This is a genomic window from Aminobacterium sp. EBM-42 (genome assembly GCF_001896635.1).
Taxonomy (GTDB): domain Bacteria; phylum Synergistota; class Synergistia; order Synergistales; family Aminobacteriaceae; genus Aminobacterium; species Aminobacterium colombiense.
The window spans coordinates 160,230-183,704 of sequence record NZ_MPPC01000024.1 but is presented as its reverse complement, the minus strand read 5'-3'; the positions used below and the strand labels follow the sequence as shown (position 1 = coordinate 183,704).

At 42.3% G+C, this 23,475-nt stretch carries 25 protein-coding genes and 1 tRNA gene; 10 read left to right on the top strand and 16 right to left on the bottom strand.

Annotation, left to right across the window (positions count from 1 at the left end; genetic code table 11):
* The first annotated feature begins 13 nt into the window (after positions 1-13).
* The 5 genes from BUC50_RS07270 to BUC50_RS07250 all read left to right on the top strand — a co-directional run bounded on the left by BUC50_RS07270 (position 14) and on the right by BUC50_RS07250 (position 4,376).
* Positions 14-931, top strand: a complete 918-nt coding sequence (locus BUC50_RS07270) for an exonuclease domain-containing protein (protein ID WP_353743421.1) — start codon at positions 14-16, stop codon at positions 929-931.
* Between the two features lie 53 nt (positions 932-984).
* Positions 985-1,812: a hypothetical protein gene (locus BUC50_RS07265; RefSeq protein WP_286677284.1), complete on the top strand. Its 828-nt coding sequence runs from the start codon at positions 985-987 to the stop codon at positions 1,810-1,812.
* Positions 1,809-2,072 carry a hypothetical protein gene (locus tag BUC50_RS07260; RefSeq protein ID WP_286677283.1) on the top strand — a complete coding sequence of 88 codons (264 nt, stop codon included), beginning with the start codon at positions 1,809-1,811 and terminating at the stop codon, positions 2,070-2,072. The genes BUC50_RS07265 and BUC50_RS07260 overlap by 4 nt, the downstream gene beginning before the upstream one ends.
* A gap of 69 nt (positions 2,073-2,141) precedes the next feature.
* Positions 2,142-3,164, top strand: coding sequence for a nucleoid-associated protein (locus BUC50_RS07255; RefSeq protein ID WP_286677282.1), 1,023 nt, complete (start codon positions 2,142-2,144; stop codon positions 3,162-3,164).
* Between the two features lie 21 nt (positions 3,165-3,185).
* Positions 3,186-4,376 (top strand): hypothetical protein, encoded by a 1,191-nt coding sequence (locus BUC50_RS07250; protein WP_286677281.1) that lies wholly within the window; start codon positions 3,186-3,188, stop codon positions 4,374-4,376.
* A 29-nt stretch (positions 4,377-4,405) separates the two neighbouring features.
* Here the strand turns inward: BUC50_RS07250 and BUC50_RS07245 are convergent, their stop codons facing one another.
* The 6 genes from BUC50_RS07245 to BUC50_RS07220 all read right to left on the bottom strand — a co-directional run bounded on the left by BUC50_RS07245 (position 4,406) and on the right by BUC50_RS07220 (position 9,133).
* Positions 4,406-5,563: a tyrosine-type recombinase/integrase gene (locus tag BUC50_RS07245; protein ID WP_286677280.1), complete on the bottom strand. Its 1,158-nt coding sequence runs from the start codon at positions 5,561-5,563 to the stop codon at positions 4,406-4,408.
* Between the two features lie 172 nt (positions 5,564-5,735).
* Positions 5,736-5,828 (bottom strand) — tRNA-Ser (locus tag BUC50_RS07240).
* Between the two features lie 125 nt (positions 5,829-5,953).
* Positions 5,954-6,490, bottom strand: a complete 537-nt coding sequence (gene rbr / locus BUC50_RS07235) for a rubrerythrin (protein WP_286677279.1) — start codon at positions 6,488-6,490, stop codon at positions 5,954-5,956.
* Between the two features lie 127 nt (positions 6,491-6,617).
* Complete coding sequence (gene tadA, locus BUC50_RS07230; protein WP_273312644.1) at positions 6,618-7,088, bottom strand: tRNA adenosine(34) deaminase TadA; 471 nt, start codon at positions 7,086-7,088, stop codon at positions 6,618-6,620.
* A gap of 3 nt (positions 7,089-7,091) precedes the next feature.
* Complete coding sequence (locus BUC50_RS07225) at positions 7,092-8,663, bottom strand: carbon-nitrogen hydrolase family protein (protein ID WP_013048615.1); 1,572 nt, start codon at positions 8,661-8,663, stop codon at positions 7,092-7,094.
* A gap of 29 nt (positions 8,664-8,692) precedes the next feature.
* Positions 8,693-9,133, bottom strand: coding sequence for a NanQ anomerase/TabA/YiaL family protein (locus BUC50_RS07220; RefSeq protein ID WP_169302812.1), 441 nt, complete (start codon positions 9,131-9,133; stop codon positions 8,693-8,695).
* A 92-nt stretch (positions 9,134-9,225) separates the two neighbouring features.
* Here BUC50_RS07220 and BUC50_RS07215 point away from each other — a divergent pair, with 92 nt between their 5' ends.
* The gene (locus BUC50_RS07215) at positions 9,226-9,732 is read left to right on the top strand and encodes a hypothetical protein (protein ID WP_273312649.1); all 507 of its coding nucleotides are present in this window, start codon (positions 9,226-9,228) and stop codon (positions 9,730-9,732) included.
* Between the two features lie 9 nt (positions 9,733-9,741).
* Here BUC50_RS07215 and BUC50_RS07210 read toward each other — a convergent pair whose 3' ends face one another.
* The 8 genes from BUC50_RS07210 to BUC50_RS07175 all read right to left on the bottom strand — a co-directional run bounded on the left by BUC50_RS07210 (position 9,742) and on the right by BUC50_RS07175 (position 17,355).
* Complete coding sequence (locus BUC50_RS07210; RefSeq protein WP_286677278.1) at positions 9,742-10,698, bottom strand: ArsA family ATPase; 957 nt, start codon at positions 10,696-10,698, stop codon at positions 9,742-9,744.
* A gap of 16 nt (positions 10,699-10,714) precedes the next feature.
* Positions 10,715-11,023, bottom strand: coding sequence for a DUF7990 family protein (locus BUC50_RS07205; protein ID WP_041459360.1), 309 nt, complete (start codon positions 11,021-11,023; stop codon positions 10,715-10,717).
* A gap of 43 nt (positions 11,024-11,066) precedes the next feature.
* The gene (locus tag BUC50_RS07200) at positions 11,067-11,258 is read right to left on the bottom strand and encodes a 4-oxalocrotonate tautomerase (protein WP_013048620.1); all 192 of its coding nucleotides are present in this window, start codon (positions 11,256-11,258) and stop codon (positions 11,067-11,069) included.
* A gap of 54 nt (positions 11,259-11,312) precedes the next feature.
* The gene (locus BUC50_RS07195) at positions 11,313-12,746 is read right to left on the bottom strand and encodes an FAD-dependent oxidoreductase (protein ID WP_273312652.1); all 1,434 of its coding nucleotides are present in this window, start codon (positions 12,744-12,746) and stop codon (positions 11,313-11,315) included.
* 110 nt (positions 12,747-12,856) lie between these two features.
* Positions 12,857-14,287 (bottom strand): aminopeptidase, encoded by a 1,431-nt coding sequence (locus BUC50_RS07190; RefSeq protein WP_013048622.1) that lies wholly within the window; start codon positions 14,285-14,287, stop codon positions 12,857-12,859.
* 37 nt (positions 14,288-14,324) lie between these two features.
* The gene (locus BUC50_RS07185) at positions 14,325-15,575 is read right to left on the bottom strand and encodes a glycerate kinase type-2 family protein (protein ID WP_013048623.1); all 1,251 of its coding nucleotides are present in this window, start codon (positions 15,573-15,575) and stop codon (positions 14,325-14,327) included.
* Between the two features lie 98 nt (positions 15,576-15,673).
* Complete coding sequence (locus BUC50_RS07180) at positions 15,674-16,336, bottom strand: helix-turn-helix transcriptional regulator (RefSeq protein ID WP_013048624.1); 663 nt, start codon at positions 16,334-16,336, stop codon at positions 15,674-15,676.
* Between the two features lie 131 nt (positions 16,337-16,467).
* Positions 16,468-17,355 (bottom strand): sulfite exporter TauE/SafE family protein, encoded by an 888-nt coding sequence (locus tag BUC50_RS07175; protein WP_286677277.1) that lies wholly within the window; start codon positions 17,353-17,355, stop codon positions 16,468-16,470.
* 333 nt (positions 17,356-17,688) lie between these two features.
* Between BUC50_RS07175 and BUC50_RS07170 the strand changes: the two genes are divergently transcribed.
* On the top strand, positions 17,689-17,847 hold the full coding sequence (locus tag BUC50_RS07170) for a hypothetical protein (RefSeq protein ID WP_013048626.1): 159 nt from the start codon (positions 17,689-17,691) through the stop codon (positions 17,845-17,847).
* A 91-nt stretch (positions 17,848-17,938) separates the two neighbouring features.
* Here BUC50_RS07170 and BUC50_RS07165 read toward each other — a convergent pair whose 3' ends face one another.
* The gene (locus BUC50_RS07165; RefSeq protein WP_013048627.1) at positions 17,939-20,350 is read right to left on the bottom strand and encodes a glycoside hydrolase family 65 protein; all 2,412 of its coding nucleotides are present in this window, start codon (positions 20,348-20,350) and stop codon (positions 17,939-17,941) included.
* On the bottom strand, positions 20,347-21,936 hold the full coding sequence (gene otsB / locus BUC50_RS07160) for a trehalose-phosphatase (RefSeq protein WP_273015624.1): 1,590 nt from the start codon (positions 21,934-21,936) through the stop codon (positions 20,347-20,349). Before otsB ends, BUC50_RS07165 begins: the two co-directional genes overlap by 4 nt.
* Before the next feature lie 275 nt (positions 21,937-22,211).
* Between otsB and BUC50_RS07155 the strand changes: the two genes are divergently transcribed.
* The 3 genes from BUC50_RS07155 to BUC50_RS07145 all read left to right on the top strand — a co-directional run bounded on the left by BUC50_RS07155 (position 22,212) and on the right by BUC50_RS07145 (position 23,474).
* On the top strand, positions 22,212-22,907 hold the full coding sequence (locus tag BUC50_RS07155; protein ID WP_041459361.1) for a metal-dependent transcriptional regulator: 696 nt from the start codon (positions 22,212-22,214) through the stop codon (positions 22,905-22,907).
* Positions 22,894-23,115 (top strand): FeoA family protein, encoded by a 222-nt coding sequence (locus BUC50_RS07150; RefSeq protein WP_013048630.1) that lies wholly within the window; start codon positions 22,894-22,896, stop codon positions 23,113-23,115. The genes BUC50_RS07155 and BUC50_RS07150 overlap by 14 nt, the downstream gene beginning before the upstream one ends.
* A gap of 68 nt (positions 23,116-23,183) precedes the next feature.
* Positions 23,184-23,474 carry a FeoA family protein gene (locus BUC50_RS07145; RefSeq protein WP_213700895.1) on the top strand — a complete coding sequence of 97 codons (291 nt, stop codon included), beginning with the start codon at positions 23,184-23,186 and terminating at the stop codon, positions 23,472-23,474.
* Position 23,475 lies beyond the last annotated feature (1 nt).

Below are 23,475 nucleotides of genomic sequence, written 5' to 3'. Positions count from 1 at the left end.
GGAGGTTATTTAAATACTCAACTTTGTAGCTATAGATTTTGAAACAGCGAATGAGAAAAGATGCAGCCCATGTGCTCTTGGAATAGCTATTGTTGAAAATGGCGAAATTACAGAAACAAAATCGTGGCTCATAAAGCCACCTAAAGATTACTATTACTTCAATCCTTTCAACGTTAGAATTCATGGTATTCAAAAACGCAATGTAAAAAACAAGCCTGAATTCAACCAAATATGGGAAGAAGTTAAGCCTCTACTTACAAACGCTACCGTCGTTGCGCATAACGCCTCTTTCGACATTAGCGTTATTCGAAACACCCTTCCCCTTTACAGTTTAGATATTCCAGATTGTGACATTGTTTGCTCTGTCGCTGTTTCCAAAGGAGCATGGCCTTTTTTGTCTTCATTCTCCCTGCCTGTAGTAGCAGGTCATCTAGGATTGCCTCTTATACATCACGACGCGGAAGAAGATGCAAGGTGTTCAGCTGAAATCATTTTGGCAGCGTGCAGGGAGCATAATGTTAACGATTTAAAAAAACTAAAAAAAGAGCTGAGATTCCGCATCGGAGGAATCTGTAACGGGGAGTACACACCTTCAGGAATTCATTTTCCTGCAAGAGCAAAACCGCGACATCCTTCTCCCGAAGAATGTGGCAAAGATCCTTTTCACCCTTTTTACGAGAAAAAGATTACTTTTACAGGAACATTGGTATCTATGACTAGAGAGGAAGCTTTTTGCCTGGTTGAAAAAGCCGGTGGGACCCCTCAACAAGGCGTTACGATGCAAACGAATTATCTTGTGATGGGCATTCAGGATTATTCCCTATTCACTGATGGGGAAAGAAGTGCCAAGACGAAGAAAGCAGAAGACCTGAGAGCGAAAGGTTTTCCAATAGAGATAATGTCTGAGGCTGATTTTTTGAAAATAATTTAGGGGATTTAAGCAATAGAGCCATTTGGCGAATGAAAAAGATGGGGGGCAATAATATGATTTGGTGGGAAAAAACGGTTGAATATAAATTTTTTTTACATATGTTGGAACGCGGGCTTATAAGCATATTCCCTCTTGATGGCAATCCAGAAGAAGCTGGAGATGCCATCCTCAATTTTGAAGGGAATTTTTTACTTATAGAATTTAAAAGGACTAAAAAAGACATCGATTCTGAGAACAAAAAATTTAAGGGAGAAGACGTTTATTTTGAAAATGGAGAGTTACTTCCTCAATTAGGAAATAAAGGGGAAAGCTTTTTTTCAAAGCATAGTGAAGAAGCAAAAGCACATTTTTTTATTTATGGGGAATTTTGTCATGATGGAGCTATCATATGTGCTCAAAATTACTGGTATCCGAAAATTGAGCCAGACGCTCCTAAAGAAAGTACTTTGCAAGAAAAAATATCTCAAATAGCAATTGATGCAATTCCTCTTAAAGACGCTTTTGATATTTTACGAACTAGAAGACAAACAGCTATAGAGGAAATAAGTGCACTCAAAGAAGAAGCAATATCTTATAACTCTTTTCAATCTGTCATTCGATATGAATCACTTAAAAACGGAGGCAAATCACTACCTCCTGAATCTATTCTTCAAAAAGGAATAGATAGGGAGGCTTTTAAAAAGTATGTTGAGGATTTTATAAACCTTAAGGGCAATAATGCATCTCAAAGTGGTAGATTTGATTCCATGTTTACCAATGTTATGGGCGTAAGTAATGATGGGAAAATCCCCTTTATCTTGAGTCTCGATAAATATATTGAAGTAACAAGAGAGGTTGATCACCAAAGAGAGGTTGATAACCAAATTTATGACGGAATATGAGAAGAATATCGGCAGTAGAGGAAATTGAGGAATACCTTTTACTCCTAAAATTTACTATGCTTCCAATGATAAAAAAACCCCCTTTACGCAATAAAACAACTGCGGTAACGGTTGGTATTTGTATTTTGTTTGTCTTGGTTTTCGCAACGAAGTGGGAAACGAGTTCTCAAGAAATCAATAATCACAAGGAGGAGATTGCCGTTTTAAGCCAAGAGCATACCGCCCAGACTACGAGTTCCTCCACTACATCGGACACTTAAGAGATGATTTATCTATATGAGAAGCACGAGTTATAACTATACAGAAAAGGATTAAAGGAGGATAAACTTATGCAAATATCAAACGCTATTGTACATCAAATTATAAAGGGACAATACACTAGCACAGCCGAAATAAATTATAGGGAAAAAGAGAACGAGATTGAAGAAAATTTAGAACAACTAGTAGAGGATTTAAGACAAATATACAACACCAAATCAAATAAAGGGTATGGCATTTTTGAAAATGATCAAAATAGTGGAACTCCTAATCTTGTTGAAGATTATTTTAGTCAGCTTTCTACCGGGGACATTCCCTTTGTCCAATTTTCAAAAAATATAACTCATGAAATAAAAACATTTATGGAACAAGCCCCAGCATCAACAGGAGGTTATGCTTTATTTATAAAATATCAAAATAGCGATCGTGATTATATTATGATTGCTATGTTAAAGGACAAAGCAAGTGTAGGAATAAATGATGATCTTGAATTAAATCAGCATATCACATTAGATTTAGAGCATTTAAATGAAGTTGCCAGGATCGACTTGGTTAAATGGCAAGAACATAGTGAAAACTCATACCTTTCTTTTGTTAAATACAGAAATAACGATGATGCTACGAATTATTTCCGTAGCGCATTAAGGTGTTCTGCTTATACAAGCTCTAAACGCTGTACCGAAAACTTATTAAAAGCTGTAACAGATTTTAGCCAAGAAAGGAATATGACAGAAGAAGAAAAAACCGGTTTAAGAGATGACCTTTATCGGTATCTTTTTGAAAAAGATAGAAATAAGCAACCAGTAATTTTACAAGATTTATCAAACCGTATTTTTGGAGAAGATAGCGGGGAGTTTATTTCATATATAAATAACAACGAAACATATAATATAACAGATGAATTTAAACCCCATAAGATAACATTCGAAACCCTCAAACGTTTAAAAGTAACTATGACAGGGGTAAAATTACAATTTGAGCAAAGTGCTATTAATGATACAATAATTTATGATGAAATTGCACATTCTATTACCATAGAAAATATTCCCCAAACAGAAATAGAGAAAATAGAAAGATTTATACGAGGAAATTAAACTTATAAGGAGGATCGCTCAATGGACGTAAATCATGCTAAAAAGCTGCAAACAGCTGTCAAAGCTTTCCGTGCGCTTTCCTCTCATGAGTTTGTATCAGAAAGACGTGTGAAAGGTACTATCTCTGACCCATCCCAATGTGAGGGTATATCTAAGGAGCTAGAAGGAGTTGGCCTTTTAGATATTGCGGAAACTTCACAAAATAATGTTTGTTTTTATCTTCCTGCATCTCCTCTAGCCTACTTTGCCACTGAACTTAAGGACTTAACAGAAAATGCTTGCACTAAAATACATATTCCTGACATTTTTTACATCGCTGATTTAGACTATCTATATGATTGCGATAATGGCAAAACATCTCCACCAGAAAATGTCCAAAAATATTTCGATGTAGTAAATTTCATATCTTTTCTTTGCAACATAGCAGATCATGAAATAGGGAATCCATTAAAGAAGATCATTTTTTTTAAAAATGGGAAAGTTGAAATCCCTTTGACATATAGTATTGATGATCTTAAGAGATGTCGCTCTTTAAATCGTTTAAAAGAATTCTTTGATGACAGCACGCATAAAGAACAAAAAAGGGCAATAATTCGAAACAACATATTCCACCTAGTTGAACTAAAAGAAGAGGCGGTTCGTCTTAAATTTTTGTTAGAAAACTGTGATAATTTATACCATAAAGTAAATGGTGATTACGAAACGTTTATGAGTAGTTTTTCTATCGAAAAAACCCTAGATGACATCGAAGGACAAAAAAGAGATTATTTCTTAAAAATTAATGACCTCATTGCCCAAATATCAGGTCGAATTCTTGCCTTGCCATTAGCTTCTGCACTGGCTGCTTTAAAATTTGAACGAGTAAAAGGATGGAGCTTAACTAATTTTTTGTTGCTTCTAAGTATAGTTATTTTTTCCCTTTCTATGTTTTTTGTTTTGAGGAACCAAAGGGATAGTTTGAATGCAATAAAAAGTGAGATCAGCTACCAGAAAAAAGCAAAAGGAAAATTCCCAGATATAATCAAGAAAGATTACTATAAGATGTATGAAAAATTAAATAAAAGATGCGAGCGCATAGACCTTCTGTTAAACATTTTCTTTGTCACACTATTTTTTTTAACTACTATGGTAATAGTTATCTTTTTCTATTATTTAAAGGGGCTTTCACTTGAGACTCTCTTAATTAAAATGAGATCGTTTATAGAAAAATAGCTCGCAAAAGTTAATACAGCAGTCTTGTTCTAATGTTTATTTGTTCCCTTTACCTCTTCCAACCAATTCCCCCACCACTGCATCATTTCTCGTCTCTGATCCAAATATTCCGCATGATTATAGGCTGCTCTAACTGCATTCCGTTCGATATGAGCTAACTGTCTTTCTATAACATCAGATGGCCAACCGTGCTCGTTGAGAATCGTGGAAGCCATACTGCGGAATCCATGCCCTGTGAATTTCTCTTTTTCGTATCCAAGTCGTCGCAAGGCAGCGTTTGCAGTTGCATCGCTCATAGGCCGGTTAGGATCTCTCACAGTGGGGAAAACGTACTTCGAACGCAAACCTGTAACCGGATAAATTTCTTTTAAGACGCTAACAGCCTGAGATGACAATGGAATGATGTGTAGCCTCTTCATCTTCATTTTTTCTGCGGGAATTCGCCACTCCTGCCCTTTCAGGTCAAATTCCGCCCATTCAGCCTTTCTCAGCTCCCCTGGCCTCACAAACGTGTACGCTTGTAACAGTAAAGCACAACGCACAACAAGAGTGTCAAGGCTCCCTATAGCTCGCATAAGGGCACCTATTTCAACAGGATCGGTAATTGTAGGGTATCTATTGGAATTTACAGGGATGAGAGCTCCTTTGAGATCTGCGGTAATATCGCGCTCTGCTACGCCAGTGGCAATGCCATAACGAAAAACCTGGCCAATGATTTGTCTTACCCTATGCGCGCTTTCATAAATCTCTCTATCTTCCATTTCTCTCAGGAGCGCGAGTACATCAGGAGAAGTTATGTCACCGATAGGTTTTTGCCCGATATGAGGAAAAACGAACCTTCGCAACCTCGAAGTAACGGTTTCAATATGTCGTGGCGTTCTGATGGGTAATACCTTTTTCTCAAGCCATTCGTTGGCAACAGCTTCAAAGGTATTCGTAGCAACAACAGGCTGGCCAGTGCGTACGATGGATCTTTTTATTTGATCTCGAAGATCTCGGGCCTCTTTCAGCGAGATCTCAGGGTACGGTCCCAGGGATTTTTTATATTCTTTTTTATTAAGCCAATATCGAAGTCTCCAATATTTTTTCCCAGAAGGCATGACCTCGATATAAAGTCCATTGCCATCTGAAATCATATATCTCTTCTCTTTTGCCCTAGCCCTCCGAATCCCAGTATCTGTAAGCATTGCCAGCCACTCCTTTGTGTACGGTCGCTTTTTATGCCTGTGTACTGTTATGTGCACGGTTAGTACTTAGCTTCCCTTAATTGTAGATGTATTGGGCTGGACTGTCAAAAGAAGAAAAACCCGCTCACGAAGCGGGTTTTTAGACTTCCTTGTAACCGGTTAGACTATCAAATGGCGGAGAGGGTGGGATTTGAACCCACGAGACGGGTATGAGCCGCCTAATCGATTTCGAGTCGACCGCCTTCGACCACTCGGCCACCCCTCCGGTTGCGTTGACGTGAGCATTATAGCGATTTTAAATATAGATGTCCAGATAAGGGGAACTGTTCAAAATTTAATTAAATAGAGGCCGCTTTAAAGGCGGCCCCTGTTTTATTCACTTTCTCTCTATTAGTAGTTTTCCGCTTTGATCTCAAAATAAGCCTGAGGATGATCACAAACGGGGCATACTTCGGGGGCCTTTTCACCACAATGGATGTGGCCGCAGTTGGCACAATGCCAAACCTGTTTCTCTTCCCGCACAAAAATCTTTTCTTCTTTCAGGTTTTTTAGGAGCTTCAGATATCGTTCCTCATGCTCTTTTTCAATTTTTGCTACAGCCTTGAACAAATATGCAATTTTCGTAAATCCTTCTTCTTCGGCTTCCGCAGCAAATCTTGCGTACATATCAGTCCACTCGTAATTTTCGCCCTCAGCTGCATTTTTCAAATTTTGCTCTGTTGAAGGAATTCCATCATGCAAAAGCTTAAACCAGATCTTCGCATGTTCTTTTTCGTTGTTTGCTGTTTCTTCAAAAAAGGCCGCTATTTGATTCAGCCCCTCTTTTTTTGCTTTAGATGCATAATAGGAATACTTGTTTCTCGCCTGAGATTCTCCGGCAAATGCTTCTCTCAAATTCGCCTCAGTTTTAGATCCTTTCAAGTCCATTGTTATTCCTCCTTCTGTGTAATTACCCTTCTTTTTTGTTAAAATCATATTTATTATAGAATATTAACATCTTTTATTCAAACCTTGACTCTGTTAGAAAACAACAAATTCGAGCGCCTGATTATGGTCATGGGGCGCTCGAATTCTGACGACGCTTTTTAAAGTAATCCCAAAGAAGATTGGCGCTTTCCTGAGCCAATACCCCTTTTATAACCTCGCACCTGTGATTCAGACGAGAGTCTTGCACTATATTATAAAGTGTTCCGCAAGCGCCGGCCCGGGGGTCCGCTGCTCCGTAGACAAGACACTTTATTCTAGACAGCACTATAGCGCCTGCGCACATGGGGCACGGTTCCAGCGTAACATAAAGGGTAGATCCCCTTAAGTTCCATGTCCCCAGCCTTTCCGTGGCTTCTCGAATAGCAATTATTTCAGCGTGGGCTGTGGGATCCAGATGTTTACTGTTGCTACCCTTCCCTATAACTTCATTATTCCTAACCACTAACGCCGCAACTGGTACTTCTCCCTGCTCTGCCGCTTTTCGAGCTTCGTCAAGAGCCATATTCATAAAAAAGATGTCGGTGTCGCTATGAATCACGCTTTACTCTTCCTTTCGACTCGTATTCCTTAATTCTTTATAGGCATGGGGAAGTCTTCCCAGAACAACGTCTGTCCCTGTAATGACGGTCTTGCTATAGGCCTCTCCGAGAAGACAATAGGCAGAAGCGCTCTGGTCCATTCCTGGAACAGTTATAGCGCATATGTTTCCCGTAGGGGAAACTATAAAAGAATTATCTTCTTTATCCCCACAACCTGCCCGAATTAAAAACACTCTATTTTCTGCTGCCCTGCATCGCGCTATTTTCTCGGTCATTGCGTGACGTTTGGCGTCAGCCCAGAAAAGTACCTGCACTCCCTCCAACATCATGCTTCTGGCAACTTCCGGCAAGAACATCTCTTCTTCGATGACAAGCCCTATACGTCCTGCTTCCGTGGAAAAGACTACGGGTCGACAAGCCTTATCTAAAAAGATAGGGCCGTAGGTGTTGTCCTTCGAAAACGCTATGGCGGCTCGCTTCTTATGACCGTCTATTTCCGCAAGGCCTCCTACGCAGACAACCACTTTCGGATTAAGCAAGGGGCGCAGTTTGTGGACCACTTCGTCAAAATCAGCTTTTTTGCCGCAATCGGGGAGGGAGATCAGGGATGCGTCCTGATCTTGCAATACCCTGATCATGCGGGAGGCCATAGCTACATAATGATCTGCTGTTTCTGCTGAAAAATGGGCTGCGGAGCAAACCGCTCCTGTTTCAGCTAAAACCATTGGTTTTGCCATTAGAGAGGTTACAGGCAACTTTTCTGTAGGGTCAGTAAGACGGGCGAAGCATCGGTTTTCTTTATCAGGCAGTGGATAGGATGCCATTTCTGTGTCTACTGTGGCTATGAGAGCTTCCGGCGTGTCGGAAGGTGAAGATCCTATAACGTGTCCCAAAGGATTGATGACACAACTTCGTCCTGTATTCATTATAGAATATGCTTCGAGCCCGACTTTATCACATAAAATAATCCAGACCCCATTCTCAAAGGCCCGGACTGGGAGCATATACTCTATCTGTGGGTTCATCAAAAGGGTGGTACTAGAGGCTGAGGAGACAAGGTTTGCCATGTCTATAATTACTTCGGCGCCCTTTTCTGCTAATATGCGGGCTATTTCCGGAGCGCGGCCATCAGCGCATATCATCATGCCAAGCTTTCCCAAAGAAGTGTCAATGACAGAAAAAAGTTCGCCGGCTTCAATAAACTTGCGGTCAAAATGCCAAAGATTCGACTTGTAGACGCGTCCTAGTATTTCACCTTCAGGCCCCCATAGAAAACCAGCGTTTCGTAACAGGCCGTTTTCCTGGACATAGAGCCCCATGGCAATGTGAACTCTGTAATGAGCAGCCCTCTGGGCCACTTCTTTCATAAAATTCGGCGTTCGCTTAAGGGCAAGTTCCGCAGCCTCTTCGTTCTCTCTAAGAAAATAGGCTGGCCAGGCACATTCTGGAAAAACGAGAAGATCCACTTTCTCTTCGCTGCAAAGACTATCTATCCATTCCAGGATTTCTTTCTCCGTCTGCTCATACTGACTCACATCCCGGGCTTCCAGCTGGATACAGGCTACCTCAAACATTCTGTCTCACTCCTTTTTATATAGTCTTGCTATGGGAGCTCAACCTTAACAACTATTTTACGAATTCTAGCAGGTCTCATCTGAGTTATACATCCCTTATGAACATCATGTGGAAAGAAAATTACAAACATACCGGGCTTTGTCTGAAAATATTCCCCGTCTCCATCATAAAGGGCAAAATCCCGAACAGCATCGTAAGCAAGAGCCTCTTCCATAGTTTTAAGAGGAGCATATCCTAACCACTCCTCCCCTGACAACAGACATTGTATATCTGCATATTTTTTATGGGCTTCCCACACTTGCGCTTCCTTAGGCTTTGTGGTTGCTGACTGTATGATGGCAAAGACTGATGGCCCATCTATCTCATATTTGCCATTTTCCAAAGAAGCCGGAATGAGGTTATCAAGAAATTCAAAAGCTTTTCGAAACCGTTCTCCTAAACAAAAATATGTGGATGCATTATTTAACATATCAAATATCAATATCACCACTCCCTCTTCAAGGCTTACGGCTTGGATGATGGTACAATATTTTTTGAATCAAAATGGAAAGGAGCGTTGTCATGCTTTCAAAGATTTTTCGTGTTTTTGGAATTCGTACCAAACCTATGGTGCCTCTTTCTGCTCACGACATAGTGACCAGATCACGTCACGCCAGTAAAACAATAGAATGGAGCCGTAATAAACGTTTAACCATTTACAATCCCCCTTTTTGGGGTATCCACCATCTTTTTATAGATCCTGATCTTCATCACGCACTTATTGCCCTTAAAGAAGACGGGAACTCTTTTGTCTTTTATGGAAACTCCCAGGGGGCTGAACGCTGGGAAAAATACGATGCAAATCTCAATATGTGCGATTGCGGCATTGTAGAAAACCAGGCCCTTACGTGGCTCATATACGAAGATTATGTAATCTATAACGGCGCTATGCTTCCTGCTACAAATGCACTCTACCACTGGGGACGTGTAATAGACAACCAGCCTTTCTACGCTTCTATTAACGAAAAGTGGGCCTCTCAAGGCATTTCTGAAATCAGAGAATTGGCCCCTTCTTATTCGGAATCATAACAAACGCTGCTACATTTCATCCAGCTTTAAGATGAGAGGAGCTATCTCGCTAAGTTGCTCTATGCCCTTTATATCAGAATCTAAAAGGGGGATACGAGCAACGCCGAAACCACCAAACATCTCGTCGATCTGTTTTAGATACTGTTCTTGGTCAACTCGGCGCTTTTCGAAAAATGGACCTGCCTCCTCAGGAATAACTTTATTTACAATAACTCCCCCTATTCCAATGTCATGTTTTTGCAATATTTCAATGGCCCGCTTTGTTTCTATAATGGGGAGCTTTTCTGCATTAAGAACAAAATAAAAAGCCGTATTTTTTTTATCCGTCAATATCTTTCTGGCCAAAGCAAATTTGTCACGCCTCGCCTGAAGCGTATCGATGATGGGGTCTTCCTTTATCTTTTCCAGAAGGTCTTTGTCGTATTTTGCAGCAACTTTCATGAGTTCCATGGCATTGGCACGCTTTTCAATCAAATGCTCTATCCAAATTCCAAGTATTTCTGGCAGGGTTATAAGCCGCAATGTGTGACCTGTTGGAGCTGTGTCAAAAACAATAACGTCGTAAGGATTACCTATGGATTCCATTAGTTCAATGAATTTATCAAAAATTGCCGCTTCCTCTGCGCCGGGAGACATATAGGCTATCTCTATCTGGCGTTTTATCTCTTCAACGATTACGGCGCTGACGATGTGAAGCATTTTATCCTGAATGGCCTTCATATACTTTTTTGCTTCTTCTTCGGCATCAATTTCTATTCCCCAAAGATTTTCTGCCACAGGAATGACATCCAGGCCGATAGGCCTATTGAAAGCATCGGCAAGGGAATGGGCTGGATCTGTAGAAACCACAAGTGTTTTTATTCCTAGTCTTGAAAGAGCGTATGCATAGGCCGCGGCACATGTCGTTTTTCCAGTTCCGCCCTTCCCCCCAAAAAAAACAAACTGCCTTTTCACATGATGAACCATCGAAAAAGAGCCTCCCTTAATCGAAGTCGTATTGAGCCGCCTTTTCAGCAATTATAAACTTGCGATTTTGCATTCTCCGCTCCCATGCGATAAGGTCTTCTGCAAAATAAGGAAGAACCTCGAGCATGTAGTAGGAAATAGGGTTGGGAATGCCTAAAAAATCACCAAAAAGGAGTAGCATCAGATTATCATTTACATCAAAGGCTTCTTTTCGAACAACAGCCATTCTCTTGTCTACAAAAGTTCCGTGAGTAAAGGCTCTTGCCCAGAAAAGAGCTTTCGAAAGAAGTTTGTCATTCTTTTTTTCGTTCTCTTCACTAAACATTATGGACACCCCGATAGAAAAGCTCTATTTCTTATATTACTAACTACTTATTTTTGTCTGAAGCGAGTACGCCACCTACAGCAAAGTCTGTTCTTTCCATTTCCATAAGAATGATTCGGACAGCATCTGCCGGCACTTCGATACTATTGCAAATAGCCTTGGTAACCTCATCCACAAGACGCCGTTTTTGCTCCAATGTTCTGCCTTCAAAAAGATGCACGTTAACGATTGGCATAGTGTTTCCTCCTTTTTGAATATAAATTCAAAACTGTTATGTATTATACCTTTTTTAATGAGCCATAGCTTCTTGGGCAGCAAAAAGTAGCATAAGATAAGGATCTTCAACAGTATTATGATAAGGAGAATGGACAAAATAATGAGAAAATAGTCCAGAAACAGTTTCCCTTCTGGTAATGATATCGATAAAACGTTCCGTTAAAAAGAGTGGTGATTCTCCATCAATAACAACTTGGAACCCTATAATTTGTCCCTTTTTTAGTCCTTTTTCGTCAGATGCAGAAACAACAACTTTCCAGAGTCCTTCCTTTCCGTTCACCATAGCCTTTTCTCGAGTATGATAGGGCAATGTGATGGAAAAAACCTGGATACCCAACGTATTTGCCAATTCCTCTGTCCACCCCACACTTCCCCAATGAAGATCGAAAATGGCACTCAGACCCCAGACCGTTGCAGGCGGCAAAAACATTTCTTTTCCCATAATATTGGCAGAGGCGACAAGTCCCTGACGCATAGCAAGAGTGCCAATAAGAGGCAAAATAGGACGTCCCGTAACAGCATCGCTGATTTGAGCAGCGTCGCCAACAACATATATATCGGGATGTGATGACTGCATTTTTTCGTTGACTACTATCCCCCGCTCAATAGAGAGTTCTGCACTTCGAGCTAACTTAACGTTAGGACGAACACCTGTCGCAAAAACAACGCCGTCAGTCTTTATCTCCGTGCCATCTGAGAGCACAACCCTGTCTGATCTGACTTCTGTCAGCTGTATGTTTTTATAAATAGAGACTCCCCATTCAGAAAGACGTTCGCTGACCTTCCCTGCCATATCCATATCCATTGCCGCGATAAGATGAGGCAGAGCCTCTACTAAAGTAACGGCAAGTCCTCTATCGTGAAGAGCCTCCACAACTTCAAGGCCTATGGCCCCACTGCCTACGACAACAGCCTGATCGCTCTTTTCCGCAAAGGCATCAAGTGCGCGGGCATCATCCGCACCACGCATAACGAAGATATTTTCAGCTAGTTTCTCTTTAGAAACGTATTCGCTCCCAACCATAATTTCTGTCAGATCTCGCATGTAACCTTCCTTATCTGATAAAAGCCCCTTTACGGAAGGAAGCCAGGGGACAGCCCCAGGCGCGAGCAGTACTTTTTCAAAATGAATTTCAAAGGGACCCTCTGTACTCGTTCCCCTCGCTATATGGTTCTCTGCGTCCAGTTCAGTTACGACACCACGAATAGCATCCTCGACAATCTCAGGAGGCAAACGGTCCGAGTTAGCCAAATCAACAACTTCTTCTTCAGGACCACCTGGAACAAGTTTTCTTCCAACGCCATAAGGAAGAGAACAAATAACTGTAGGATCCTCGTTCATCACAATTGAGAGGCTCTTTTCACCCATGCGTCGAAGTGTCATATAAGAGAATCTTCCTCCAGGACCTCCTCCGATAATAAGCACTCTTTTTCTTAATGTTAACATTACTCCACCTCCACAATAATCAGACAATTTAATATACCGATTCTAACATACCATGGTGGGGTATATCAAGAGGCTACAAAAAAGCCCGGTCCAGAACCGGGCCACTAGCTTTATTTCGACTGAAGAAAGGCTCTGTATCCTTTCCATGCCATGAACAAATCCACTTTGCTGATCAGTTCCCATGGAGCATGCATGGAAAGTACTGGAACGCCGCAGTCAATAACGTCGGCTCCCCTGTTTGCAAGAATGTAGGCAATGGTTCCACCGCCTCCTTCATCAACTTTTCCCAGCTCACCAGTTTGCCATACTACGTTGTTCTCATCGTAGAGGCCGCGTACAAAGGCCATAAATTCAGCACTGGCATCGTTGGATCCATATTTACCTCGACTGCCTGTGTATTTGAGTATGACCACGCCATTCCCCATGAGAGAGGAGTTTCGTTTGTCAAAGGGTTCCGGATACGTTGGGTCGAAAGCTCCATCAACATCGGCAGAAAGAACCTTGCTGTTGCTAAAGGCACGGCGAAGTAAAAGCTCTGAATAGTTCTCACTTCCCAAGGCTACCAGTTCAGCCACGGTGTTTTCATAAAAAACAGACTCCATCCCCGTGCTTCCCATACTGCCAATCTCTTCTTTATCAACAAAAAGAGCTGATGCTGTATAGAGAGGGTGTTCCACCTCAAGGATGGCGCGCAAAGAAGCGAAAGCACAGGATCGATCATCATGGCCATACCCAAGAATGAGACCACGGTCAAGACCAGCGTCGCGAGCTTTCCCCGCAGGTACGATCTCTATTTCTGCTGATGTAAAATCTGCTTCATCAACCCCGTATTCCCTGGCAAGGATTTGCAAAACACCAAGTTTGACCTTTTCTTTAATATCGGCATCTTCTACCGGGATGTGGCCAATGATAACATTCAGATCCTCCCCCGAAATTCCGTCGCTCATTTTTTTCGATGCCTGGGATTTTCCCAAGTGCGGGAGAATGTCACTAATAACAAAGAGAGGATCATCTTCTTTTTCTCCTATGTTGAGGTGGACAAGAGTCCCATCTTTTTTAGCAAAAACCCCATGTATCGCCAAAGGCAGCGTAGCCCACTGATATTTTTTTATTCCCCCGTAATAATGAGTCTTGAGCAAGGCCATTCCCGAATCTTCATAAAGGGGCTGAGGTTTCAGGTCAAGACGGGGAGAATCAATATGACTCCCCACGATGCGAAGGCCCTCTGATAAGGGTTTTTCGCCTATAACGAACAAGGCTACCGCTTTGTTTCTGTTTACAGCCATCACTTTTATGCCAGGTTCTAATTGCCGGCCAGCTTTAATCATTTCTTCAAGCTCCACAAAACCGGCAATACGTGCCATGGAAACGATTTGCTCCACACATTCCCGTTCAATTTTCCCGTTATCAAGAAAATGCTTATAGTCTTCAGCTAAGGCGAATACCTGTTTTTTCTCCTCTTCCTGAAGTTTTTCCCAGGCGCTGGAGAAAGAGTAAAAGCCTTTTTCACGATATTTTGCTTCTATATCTCGATTGCTCAAATTTTAAGCCTCCTGCCTTAATAAATATTGTTATTTATTATACATCTTTCACTAGCAGCACTGTGAGGTCGTTGACATTCGTGCCAGTAGGACCTGTTTTTACGAGTGCGTCCACTCTTTGAAGGGCATGGTATGCATCGTTATTCTCGAGAAGGGCAAGGGGGTCGAATCCACTCTGCCGTATTTCTTCTGCCGTTGTTCCATCCACGATCCCTCCTGCTGCGTCTGTAGGACCATCTGTACCATCAGAGCCTACTGAAACAAGCACGACACCAGCTATATTCTGCATCTCAAGAGCAGCAGCAAGAGCTATTTCCTGGTTACGTCCGCCTTTCCCCTTTCCTTTCACGTGAACGACAGTTTCCCCCCCTAAAATAATGGCGCAAGGCGGTTGGAGGGGGCGGGAATGCTCTGATTCCTCCCTGGCTATTGAGGCTAAGAAAGCTCCCGCATCTTTAGCTTCACAACTAAGAGTTGTTGTGAGTATCAGTGTCTTATACCCTAATTCTGTGGCTTTTTCAGCAGCCTTTTCACAAAGCGTTGTTACGCTTCCAGTGATAAAGGTTTCTACGTTATTGAGGTCTTTAGGGGTTTCTTCTTCAAGTACCCTTAAAAGTCTGGAAGGCATTGTGAGATTATATCGAACCAAAATATCCAGGGTTTCTCTGGAAGTTGTAACATCCGGGCAGGCTGGCCCGGAGGCGATACTATCAAGCCGGTCACCTAGCACATCGGAAAGCACGATAGTATATACTTTAGCAGGGTTTACCCATTGAGCGAACCTCCCACCCTTTACAGCGGAAAGACGCTTTCGGATCATGTTTATTTCCACAATATTAGCCCCGCAGCGAAGCATCTGATCTGTAATATCAACAAAATCCTTGAGTGAAACCCCCTCTTTCGGTTTTTCAAAAAGGGCTGAACCGCCCCCTGATACTAAAAAAAGCACCTGATCGCGGGGTGAAAGATTTTCTGTTATTTCAAGGGCTTCAGAAGTGGCCTTGAGAGAGTTTTCATCTGGCAAAGGATGACCAGCTTCCCATATAGAAAGTTTTTTTATTGGCCCCTGGCTATGCTCATATTTCGTTATTACGACACCCTTCGCTACCTGATCACCTAAAACATCTACGGCAGCCCTTGCCATACGCCACGCGGCTTTGCCTATTGAAACGAGGATAACCCGCCCTTCACAAGGCTTTTTTCGCAGCTGCTCCTTTACAGCATGTTCTGGCAACACTGCGTCAATAGCGTGGTGAATAATATGCATGACATCACGGTGAAGAGACATAGCCAAACCTCCTGATGTGAGTTATTGCAGGGTGGGTTCACGTCATCATCATAGACAATTCTGATAAAGAGCCAAAGCTTCCTCATCAAACTAGAAAACTATTTGCTTTTTCTTATCTCTCTTAAATATCCATATATAGTAAAACGGCTCTTCCCAAGTTCTTTGCACAATGTATCGACAGCTCTTTTCAACCTGAAAAAACCCTTTTCCTCAAGAGACTGGATGATCTCAAGTTTCTCTTGTTTGGTCGTATAGCGAAGTGGTCTTCCGCCACGCTGAGCCCTTGTCTCGTCAATCATTTTTTTAAGCAGCGAGTCAGAAGTTGGCACAAGAGTCTCAACTGAAGCTCCGGATGAGGATGATAAAGGAACAATTCTAGTCAGTTCTTCAGAAAGGTTTTTCAGCATTCGTGCTCGAGTCATATCGTAATTTATACAAAACAAACCAACAACCTTATTTCTTTTGTCACGTATCAGCGTTACGCTCGAACGCATAGGGCGGCCGTCAGAGGCACTGGAAGGGTAATTCGCAATAAAATCCACATCTTTATATTCGTCATTTTCTCGCAAGCTGGTGCCAAACTCAGTAAGGGGAGATTGTTCTGTACGTCCCGTTAGTTCTCCATGAGCTATAGCTACTATTTTATGCTTTGGACCTGAAACATCATGAAGCACAATCTCGTAATCAATCCCCAAAGTCCGATCTAACATTTGTACAACTGGTATAAGTGGAAGCAACAGAGGATGGCACTTTTGTTTCATTACAGCACCCTGCCTTTCTGCGTACCTGCCCAACAAAAAAGGGCGGAATTCTCCGCCCCACATTGTATCATGGCATTCTTTTCTATTACACAAGACATCCAGGGATATTAACAACATTATGTAACGATCTCTCAGACCCTGCTTTCACAATAGTTTTTCCTTTTAAAAAATCCCTCATAGAGCATTGACGCGCCAGAATAAAGAACGACACCGGCAGCAATCCACTGAAGGACAGCAAGGTTCAAACTTTTAACAATAGATACAGCGGCGAGAACACCTGCAACACCGAAAATGCTTGAGAAAAGTGTGATTTTACGCCCGTATTGTCCTAGGCGAATAAACTCCATAGCACCCATAGGAACAGAGAATGTACACGCCCCCATCATTATGGGAAATACTGCTGCCGGATTCACGCCAAGAGCATAAATTGTTGCCATCGTGGGGGCACAAGACCCGACTCCCACATTATTCAAAGCTCCAAACACAAAGAGGAGAACCCAAGCTATGCCAAGCTTAACGCCGGAAAGACCGGTAGCATCTCCGCCTAAAGGAATTATATTGAACTTTCCAGCCAAAATTAACACAGAAGTTAAAACAAACCCTACTCCCATAAAAGTCCTGATTGTCTCTGCTGGAAGTTTTACTGCAAAACGAGGGCAGATATAAGCTCCAAGCATCTGGGCCACAATACATGAAATAAGTGTTACCGTATCCACTCGAATGGTAGAAATATAAGCGAGGGCCATTATCGCTACTGGAATGACACATTGAGTATTCAATGTTCCGGGAAGTTTCGAATCGCTTGTAAGTTTTCTAGCCCGATACAAAATCGTGGAGAGGGCAAAATCAGAAATACCAAAAGTTGCAAGAAAAAACGTGATAGCCCCCCATAATGCCAGAAAAACATTGTTTCCCGGTTCTGCCCATGCATCTTTTTTGTGTTTCAAAAAATCTGCGGCAAACTTGAAAGCATAAAGACCATTCACAAGAGTAATTAATACGAGCAGCACTCCGACCATTTTGCCCTCCATTTTAAGTGATAGCACCGCCAATCACTGCGTTCGCAAGGCATCTTATATAAATTCAACATAATTGTCAATATAACACTTTTTTGCTTGTTAGCCATGACATGCTTTTAGATGCCTATTTCAACTTTTAAAAGGGAATTTTCAATGTGTGGTATAATATGAGCTGTATTCTAACCAGAAAAGTTTAAAAGGCCGTTCTGGAAAGTTGGAACGGCCTTTTTTATTTTGCGGCACTTCCCGCCATGCAGTCACGATGGTACCGAAACGTCATACCGCATGTGTCGCTTATATCGGAATTTGTAAGAAAGGTGAGGGTTTATTTTTATGAGTAAGAAACTTGTTTACGTTAATGAAGTCCCCTTCTGGATAACCCCTGAGGGTCGTTTAGAAGCAGTCGAGCTTCACAACGGACATGTTGTGGAACGAATTATGCTTCGTACTTCCCGTGGGCTTCAGGTTCTAAGAAGCACCGCTTCTATCTAGGAACAACATGCTGATTTAGAGGGACATCATTGTTTCTTTAAAAATACCCGCCGACAGACTTCCGATTTGGAGGTCTGTCGGCTTTATTAAACTAAATTTTGAATTCTAAGATTTCTCCACAATCAACTTTGATTTTTTTTGTTTTGCTACGGAAAGCTATCTTTATATATCCTTTTGGACTTGGAAAAGTTTTAATGGTTAGTTTTTCTGGAGTAATTGTAATTTCCATAGGGTAACTTCGATATCGGATATGCATATGAAGTTCACCAAGTTCAGGGGGGATGGCGGGATTGAAGTAAAGAATGCCACCACGAGCCTCAATACCGGTATAGGCCCGCTGAAGAATGTCCACAGTCCCCGCCATGGCTCCTAAATGGATTCCCTCCGGAGTCGTCCCTCCTTGTATATCAGCTACGTCACTTTCAAGAGCTTCTAAAAAGAGCTCCCAGGATCCGCTTCTATTTGACCTTGCCAGCACCCACGAGTGCACCACCCTGCTCAGTGTAGAGCCATGGGACGTACGTTTAAGGTAATAATTGATATTTTGAGGGATTGTCTCATATTTAAAAGCATATCCCAGTTGTTTAAAAATACTCCTTAATTCTTCCGCTGAAAAGAGGTAGAAAAGCATGAGTACGTCTGCCTGTTTAGAAACCTTGTATCTGTTGGGCGAATCCCCTTCCGCTTCCAAAATACGATCAAGCCTCTGGATGTTCCCATATTTTTTTTTATATTCTTCCCAATCAAACTCCTCTAGCTGTTCATACCCCTCAAACTGACTCAGAATACCGTCTTTATGAAAAACGATCTTCATCTTTCGGGCAATATTTTTCCAGTGCTCCCTTTCTTCTTCTGAAAAACCTATTTTTTCGCAAAGAGGATTACGATCCGTTTCAGGAAGAAGGTTCCATATTTCAAGAGCCCGGTTCAGTATCCAGACAGTCATAATATTAGTGTATGAGTTATTGTTAAGCCCTGGTTCGTTTGCTCCCGGATAGGCATCGTGATATTCGTCAGGACCCATTATTCCAAGAATCTCGTACCGTCCAATCTCTTTGTTGAATGTCGTTTTGCTTGCCCAAAAACGGGCGATCTCTATAAACATTTCTGCTCCGTAAAAGGAAAGAAATTCAAGATCTTCCGTAACCTGATAATACTGCCAGATGTTATACGCCAATGCGGCGTTTACGTGCCGTTGAAGATGGGAATTGTCAGGGTTCCATCTTCCCGATTTCGGGTTTAGATGAAGTTTCTGAGTTTCTTCCCTGCCGCTACTTCCGCTCTGCCAGGGGTACATGGCCCCTCTATGCCCCAACTCCTGAGCAGCCTTACGAGCTTTATCGAGTCTGCGATACCTATACATGAGAAGTGAACGGGTTATTTCCGGCATTCTAAAGTTAAGCATAGGAAAAATAAATATCTCGTCCCAGAAAATATGCCCTCTGTAAGCTTCGCCGTGCCATCCCCTGCTGGGAACACCCACATCGAGATCCATGGAGTGTCTGGACGTGGTTTGAAGGAGGTGGAAGGTATAAAGGCGCAATATCCGAGACGTTCTCTTTCCTTTTTGAGGATCTGCAGGATAGTAATCTATCTCAAATCGATGCCAGAGATGTTCCCACGCGAGAGCATGGCTTTTCAAAATCTCTTCGAAGGAATCCGCCTCCACCACCGCAATTTTTGCCTGACAACCACATTCCGACATCCCTTTATCCCTCGATGTGTAGAGACTTACTATCTTTTCTAGACGTATTTCATCCCCTTCTGCCATTTCCATTGAAAAGGTTTGGCCGATATATCCAGGTTCCTTTATGCAGTATCTTTCAGGATTGACGAAATCTCCGTTTTTAAAAATTTGAGTTCTTGCTGCCTCTGCTATTCGAAGTTCAGACTGGTTTGTCTGAACTTTCAACAAGATGCTTTCCTTGTTTATTTCTTCTTCGCAAAGAGGATCAAGATGCCGATTTGACAAAGATTGATAACGTGGAACACCTCCATTTATCACTTTCCCATCCAGAGCCGTGAGAAATTCTATTTCTCCAGACCAGTTTTCCGCTCTTATTACAGTCTCCTGTCCGGCCAAATGCGGATTGCCCATATGAACTACCCTTCGATTCATCAGAACAGTTTTTCTCCCCTGCTGGTCGCGAAAGTGAATCACCCTACAAAGGATGCCTGACCTTATATTTAATTTTTGTTCGTAAGAAAGTATTTCAACAGATTCTATATGGAACCATTCGCCGCCATTCATACGAAAACTCAGCGGCAACCAGTTGGGAAGGTTGACCAAATCCTCATTTTCAATGATTTTCCCAGCTATTTCCGTTTTAAGCCTGTTATACCCACCAGCCAAATAGGTTCCCGGATAATGGATTGAATCAGCCCCATTTTCAGCGCAAGCTCCCCGCGTGGCAAAGTAGCCGTTGCCAAGAGTGCAGAGGGTTTCACGGAGTTTTTCCTTTTCGGGATCAAGACCTGTATATGTAAGATTCCAGGAGGTCATGACCTTCCTCCTTTTGAGGGGAGTTTCACTAACTTTTGCAGGAATTCTCTAACTTCAGTTGTATCCTCCAGACAATACTCTGCCATTGACTCTCTCTTTCTTTCTCCATCCTTTACCACAATGCCTATTCCTATGCTTTGCAGAGTTTTGAAAGCATCTTCATCAGTTATGTCATCTCCAATATAAAGAGGAAGTGTTTTCTCAACTTCCAAACCCATGGCTTCTATGAGCCAGATAAGAGCCCGTCCCTTATCCCAGTCAAGATCGGGCTTAAGTTCAAAAACCTTTTTCCCCAGCCCCTTCCTCAGTTTAGGTTCATGGTCCAGAACTTTGTCTACCAGAGACTCAACATCCTTGACGCGACTTTCGGCAACTAAGCGATAATGAAGAGCCAGTGAAAATTTTTTTCGTTCAAGAAGGGCTCCTTCTATCTTTTCAACACTTTTTTCGAGGGATCGTTGAACCCTGTCCAATATGGGAAGATATTCTCTTCCAATCTGAAAATCGAGGTTCATGCCAGGCGGGCTTGAAATATCGAAACCGTGGCTTCCTGCATAAATAACAGTGTGAAGCTTGATAAAGTTCTTAATGTCCCTCACGTCTCGACCACTTATGATGGCAACAGGATATTGTTCGGCAAGCCTCTTTAAGGTCACTCGCATTTCTGGGGAAAGAAGTGCCATTTCAGGCCTTTCTACAATGGGTGTTAAGGTTCCATCGTAATCAAGCGCAACAAAAAAATTATGAGACTGGAGTTTTTCTTCTATGTATGGCAGGAGCATCATGGCAGATGGAATTTCCCCCATAGTCTGGGTAACGACTACTGTTTCCCCCTCTACTGCCAGCGCAGCCAGGTCGTCTATAACCAAATCGGCTCCCCTTTCTTCAAGAGCTTTTTTCTGTCCTCCTCTATCTACACCAATGACACATCCAAAGTTTCCAGCTCTTCCTGCCTCTATGCCAGCAAGGGCATCTTCAAAAACGATCGATCGCTTCGGCTTTACATAAAGCTGAGTGCTCGCTTCAAGAAACGTGTCGGGAGCAGGTTTGCCCTTCAATTTCAGGTGAGCTGCAATACGACCATCGACCTGCACATCGAAAAGATTTTCAAGACCTGCAGCTTTCAATACTATGGAACAATTTTTGCTCGAAGTAACCACAGCGGTTTTAAACCCTTTCTGTTTTAGAAGGAGTAAAAGTTCCCGCGCCCCATGGTGGAGCGCTACCCTATTTTTCTTCAAAAAATTACGGAAGTATTTATTTTTACGATTGCCCAATCCGCAAATGGTTTCCTCTTCAGGCGAGTCTTCAGGTTCTCCATAAGGCAATAGTATCCCCCTTGACTCAAGGAAGGACTTCACCCCTTCATAACGTGGCTTTCCATCTACATAGGTACGGTAATCATATTTCAAATCGAAGGGCCGCTTGTCTTTTTCAGGAATGCGGTCTGTTGCGGATATATAATCATCAAAGAGTTTTTTCCACGAAAGGGAATGAATTTGGGCGGTTTTCGTTATGACACCATCGAGATCAAAAAGCAATGCATCGAAATCCCTTCTGCTAATGTTGAATAATTCTTTATTCATCCTCATGGTCATCCTCCTATTCGGAGTGACTTCTCAGCAGAAAAGCGTGAGCATCAAAACAGATTATATATACATTGTAACGCAAAGAGTGGTGAAGTAAAAACGCATATAAACTGACTGGCACTTTACACTGTATATTTGCTCTCTACCATATGAAATTTTTTCTGTTTGGAGACGACATCATTCCTGACTTTAATGGCATTCAATGTCTTATAGACTTGACACAAAGAGTTTGACCAGTTAAACTCTTCTCGAAATAACAAGAAAAGGGGAAGATTGCCATCGTATCGTCAAGAATAGAAGATTATCTTGAAGAAATTTTTGCCCTTGAAATGCATGGTGACGAAGCCACTGTAACACTCCTCTCTGAACGTCTGGACGTCACGAAGGGCACTGTGGTTTCCGCTATAAAAAAACTTGTAGAGGCTGACATGCTCGACCACGAGAGATACGGCTCTGTAGCTCTAACAGAAAAAGGCAGAGAACAGGCATTGAATATTTATAGACGGCATGCTCATCTTTCTTTTCTCTTTACTGAAATTCTCGGTTTTGACAAAGAAAAGGCTCAAAATCTGGCATGTATTATGGAGCATGAAATGGATAGCGAAACCGATGGCAGGTTATTTGCCCTGACAGATTATTTTTGTCAGGCTTTGAGGGAAGGAGCCGCGTGGTTTAAAGAACTGCGCGTTGAAATGGATGACCCTTCCAGACTTCCCACTCCTCTTGTCGCACTGAAACCAGGCATGAAGGGTATTGTAAATCGAGTAACTTCAAACGGTTTGCTCAGAAAACGACTTATGGAAATGGGCCTTGTCCCTGGAACAGAAATTACATTTTTAAAAACATCTCCCCTTGGAGATCCACTGGAATTTGAGATTGGGGGCAGAAATCTTGCGCTACGGCGTAGTGAAGCCGCGACTGTGTGGGTACGGCGAAAAAAGGAGAATGAAAGCCATGATGCCACTTAGTTTCGTTAGAGAAGGCGCAGTTGTAAAGGTTGAAAATCTCGCGGGAGGAATGTCGTTTCGCAAAAGGATGGCAGAATTAGGCCTATTGCCGGGTTCTGTGTTTACTGTTTTGCGTACGGGCGGCGGCCCATTTTTGCTTAAAATAGGCGAAACTCGTCTTGCCCTTGGACAGGGCGTGGGGAATCGCATTTTTGTCAGGGAAATTTAGCCTAAAAGAGCACCGCTCTTTTTTTTATCATTTTAAATGTTTTACCAATCAAACAAAGAGGTGGAGATATGGGTACTCCAAAGTTAGTTCTACTCAGCGAATTGCCAGCGGGTAGTCTTGCTATCGTTTTTCGTGTCGATGGGAATCCTGAACTGAAACGGAAAATGCTGGAAATGGGCCTTGTGCCGGGAACTGAGCTCTTAATACAACGAAAGGCCCCCCTGAACGACCCTATATCTGTTTCATTTCGTGGCTATGAACTGAGCCTTAGAGTATATGAAGCTGAAAGTATTCTGGTGAGGAAAATCGAATTGGGTGGTTGCGACGGTAATTGCAAAACATGTTGGGGGTGTCATTAAC

Coding starts and splice junctions, on each gene's coding strand:
- BUC50_RS07180 (WP_013048624.1), bottom strand. CDS start 16,336: ATGAAACAAAAGTGCCATCCTCTGTTGCTTCCACTTATACCAGTTGTA.
- BUC50_RS07210 (WP_286677278.1), bottom strand. CDS start 10,698: ATGGTTCATCATGTGAAAAGGCAGTTTGTTTTTTTTGGGGGGAAGGGC.
- BUC50_RS07220 (WP_169302812.1), bottom strand. CDS start 9,133: ATGTTAAATAATGCATCCACATATTTTTGTTTAGGAGAACGGTTTCGA.
- BUC50_RS07185 (WP_013048623.1), bottom strand. CDS start 15,575: ATGTCTCTTCACCGTGATGTCATGCATATTATTCACCACGCTATTGAC.
- BUC50_RS07175 (WP_286677277.1), bottom strand. CDS start 17,355: ATGGTCGGAGTGCTGCTCGTATTAATTACTCTTGTGAATGGTCTTTAT.
- BUC50_RS07245 (WP_286677280.1), bottom strand. CDS start 5,563: ATGCTTACAGATACTGGGATTCGGAGGGCTAGGGCAAAAGAGAAGAGA.
- BUC50_RS07205 (WP_041459360.1), bottom strand. CDS start 11,023: ATGTTTAGTGAAGAGAACGAAAAAAAGAATGACAAACTTCTTTCGAAA.
- BUC50_RS07200 (WP_013048620.1), bottom strand. CDS start 11,258: ATGCCAATCGTTAACGTGCATCTTTTTGAAGGCAGAACATTGGAGCAA.
- BUC50_RS07250 (WP_286677281.1), top strand. CDS start 3,186: ATGGACGTAAATCATGCTAAAAAGCTGCAAACAGCTGTCAAAGCTTTC.
- BUC50_RS07265 (WP_286677284.1), top strand. CDS start 985: ATGATTTGGTGGGAAAAAACGGTTGAATATAAATTTTTTTTACATATG.
- rbr (WP_286677279.1), bottom strand. CDS start 6,490: ATGGACTTGAAAGGATCTAAAACTGAGGCGAATTTGAGAGAAGCATTT.
- BUC50_RS07165 (WP_013048627.1), bottom strand. CDS start 20,350: ATGACCTCCTGGAATCTTACATATACAGGTCTTGATCCCGAAAAGGAA.
- BUC50_RS07195 (WP_273312652.1), bottom strand. CDS start 12,746: ATGTTAACATTAAGAAAAAGAGTGCTTATTATCGGAGGAGGTCCTGGA.
- BUC50_RS07145 (WP_213700895.1), top strand. CDS start 23,184: ATGGGTACTCCAAAGTTAGTTCTACTCAGCGAATTGCCAGCGGGTAGT.
- BUC50_RS07215 (WP_273312649.1), top strand. CDS start 9,226: ATGCTTTCAAAGATTTTTCGTGTTTTTGGAATTCGTACCAAACCTATG.
- otsB (WP_273015624.1), bottom strand. CDS start 21,936: ATGAATAAAGAATTATTCAACATTAGCAGAAGGGATTTCGATGCATTG.
- BUC50_RS07225 (WP_013048615.1), bottom strand. CDS start 8,663: ATGTTTGAGGTAGCCTGTATCCAGCTGGAAGCCCGGGATGTGAGTCAG.
- BUC50_RS07255 (WP_286677282.1), top strand. CDS start 2,142: ATGCAAATATCAAACGCTATTGTACATCAAATTATAAAGGGACAATAC.
- BUC50_RS07260 (WP_286677283.1), top strand. CDS start 1,809: ATGAGAAGAATATCGGCAGTAGAGGAAATTGAGGAATACCTTTTACTC.
- BUC50_RS07150 (WP_013048630.1), top strand. CDS start 22,894: ATGATGCCACTTAGTTTCGTTAGAGAAGGCGCAGTTGTAAAGGTTGAA.
- BUC50_RS07170 (WP_013048626.1), top strand. CDS start 17,689: ATGAGTAAGAAACTTGTTTACGTTAATGAAGTCCCCTTCTGGATAACC.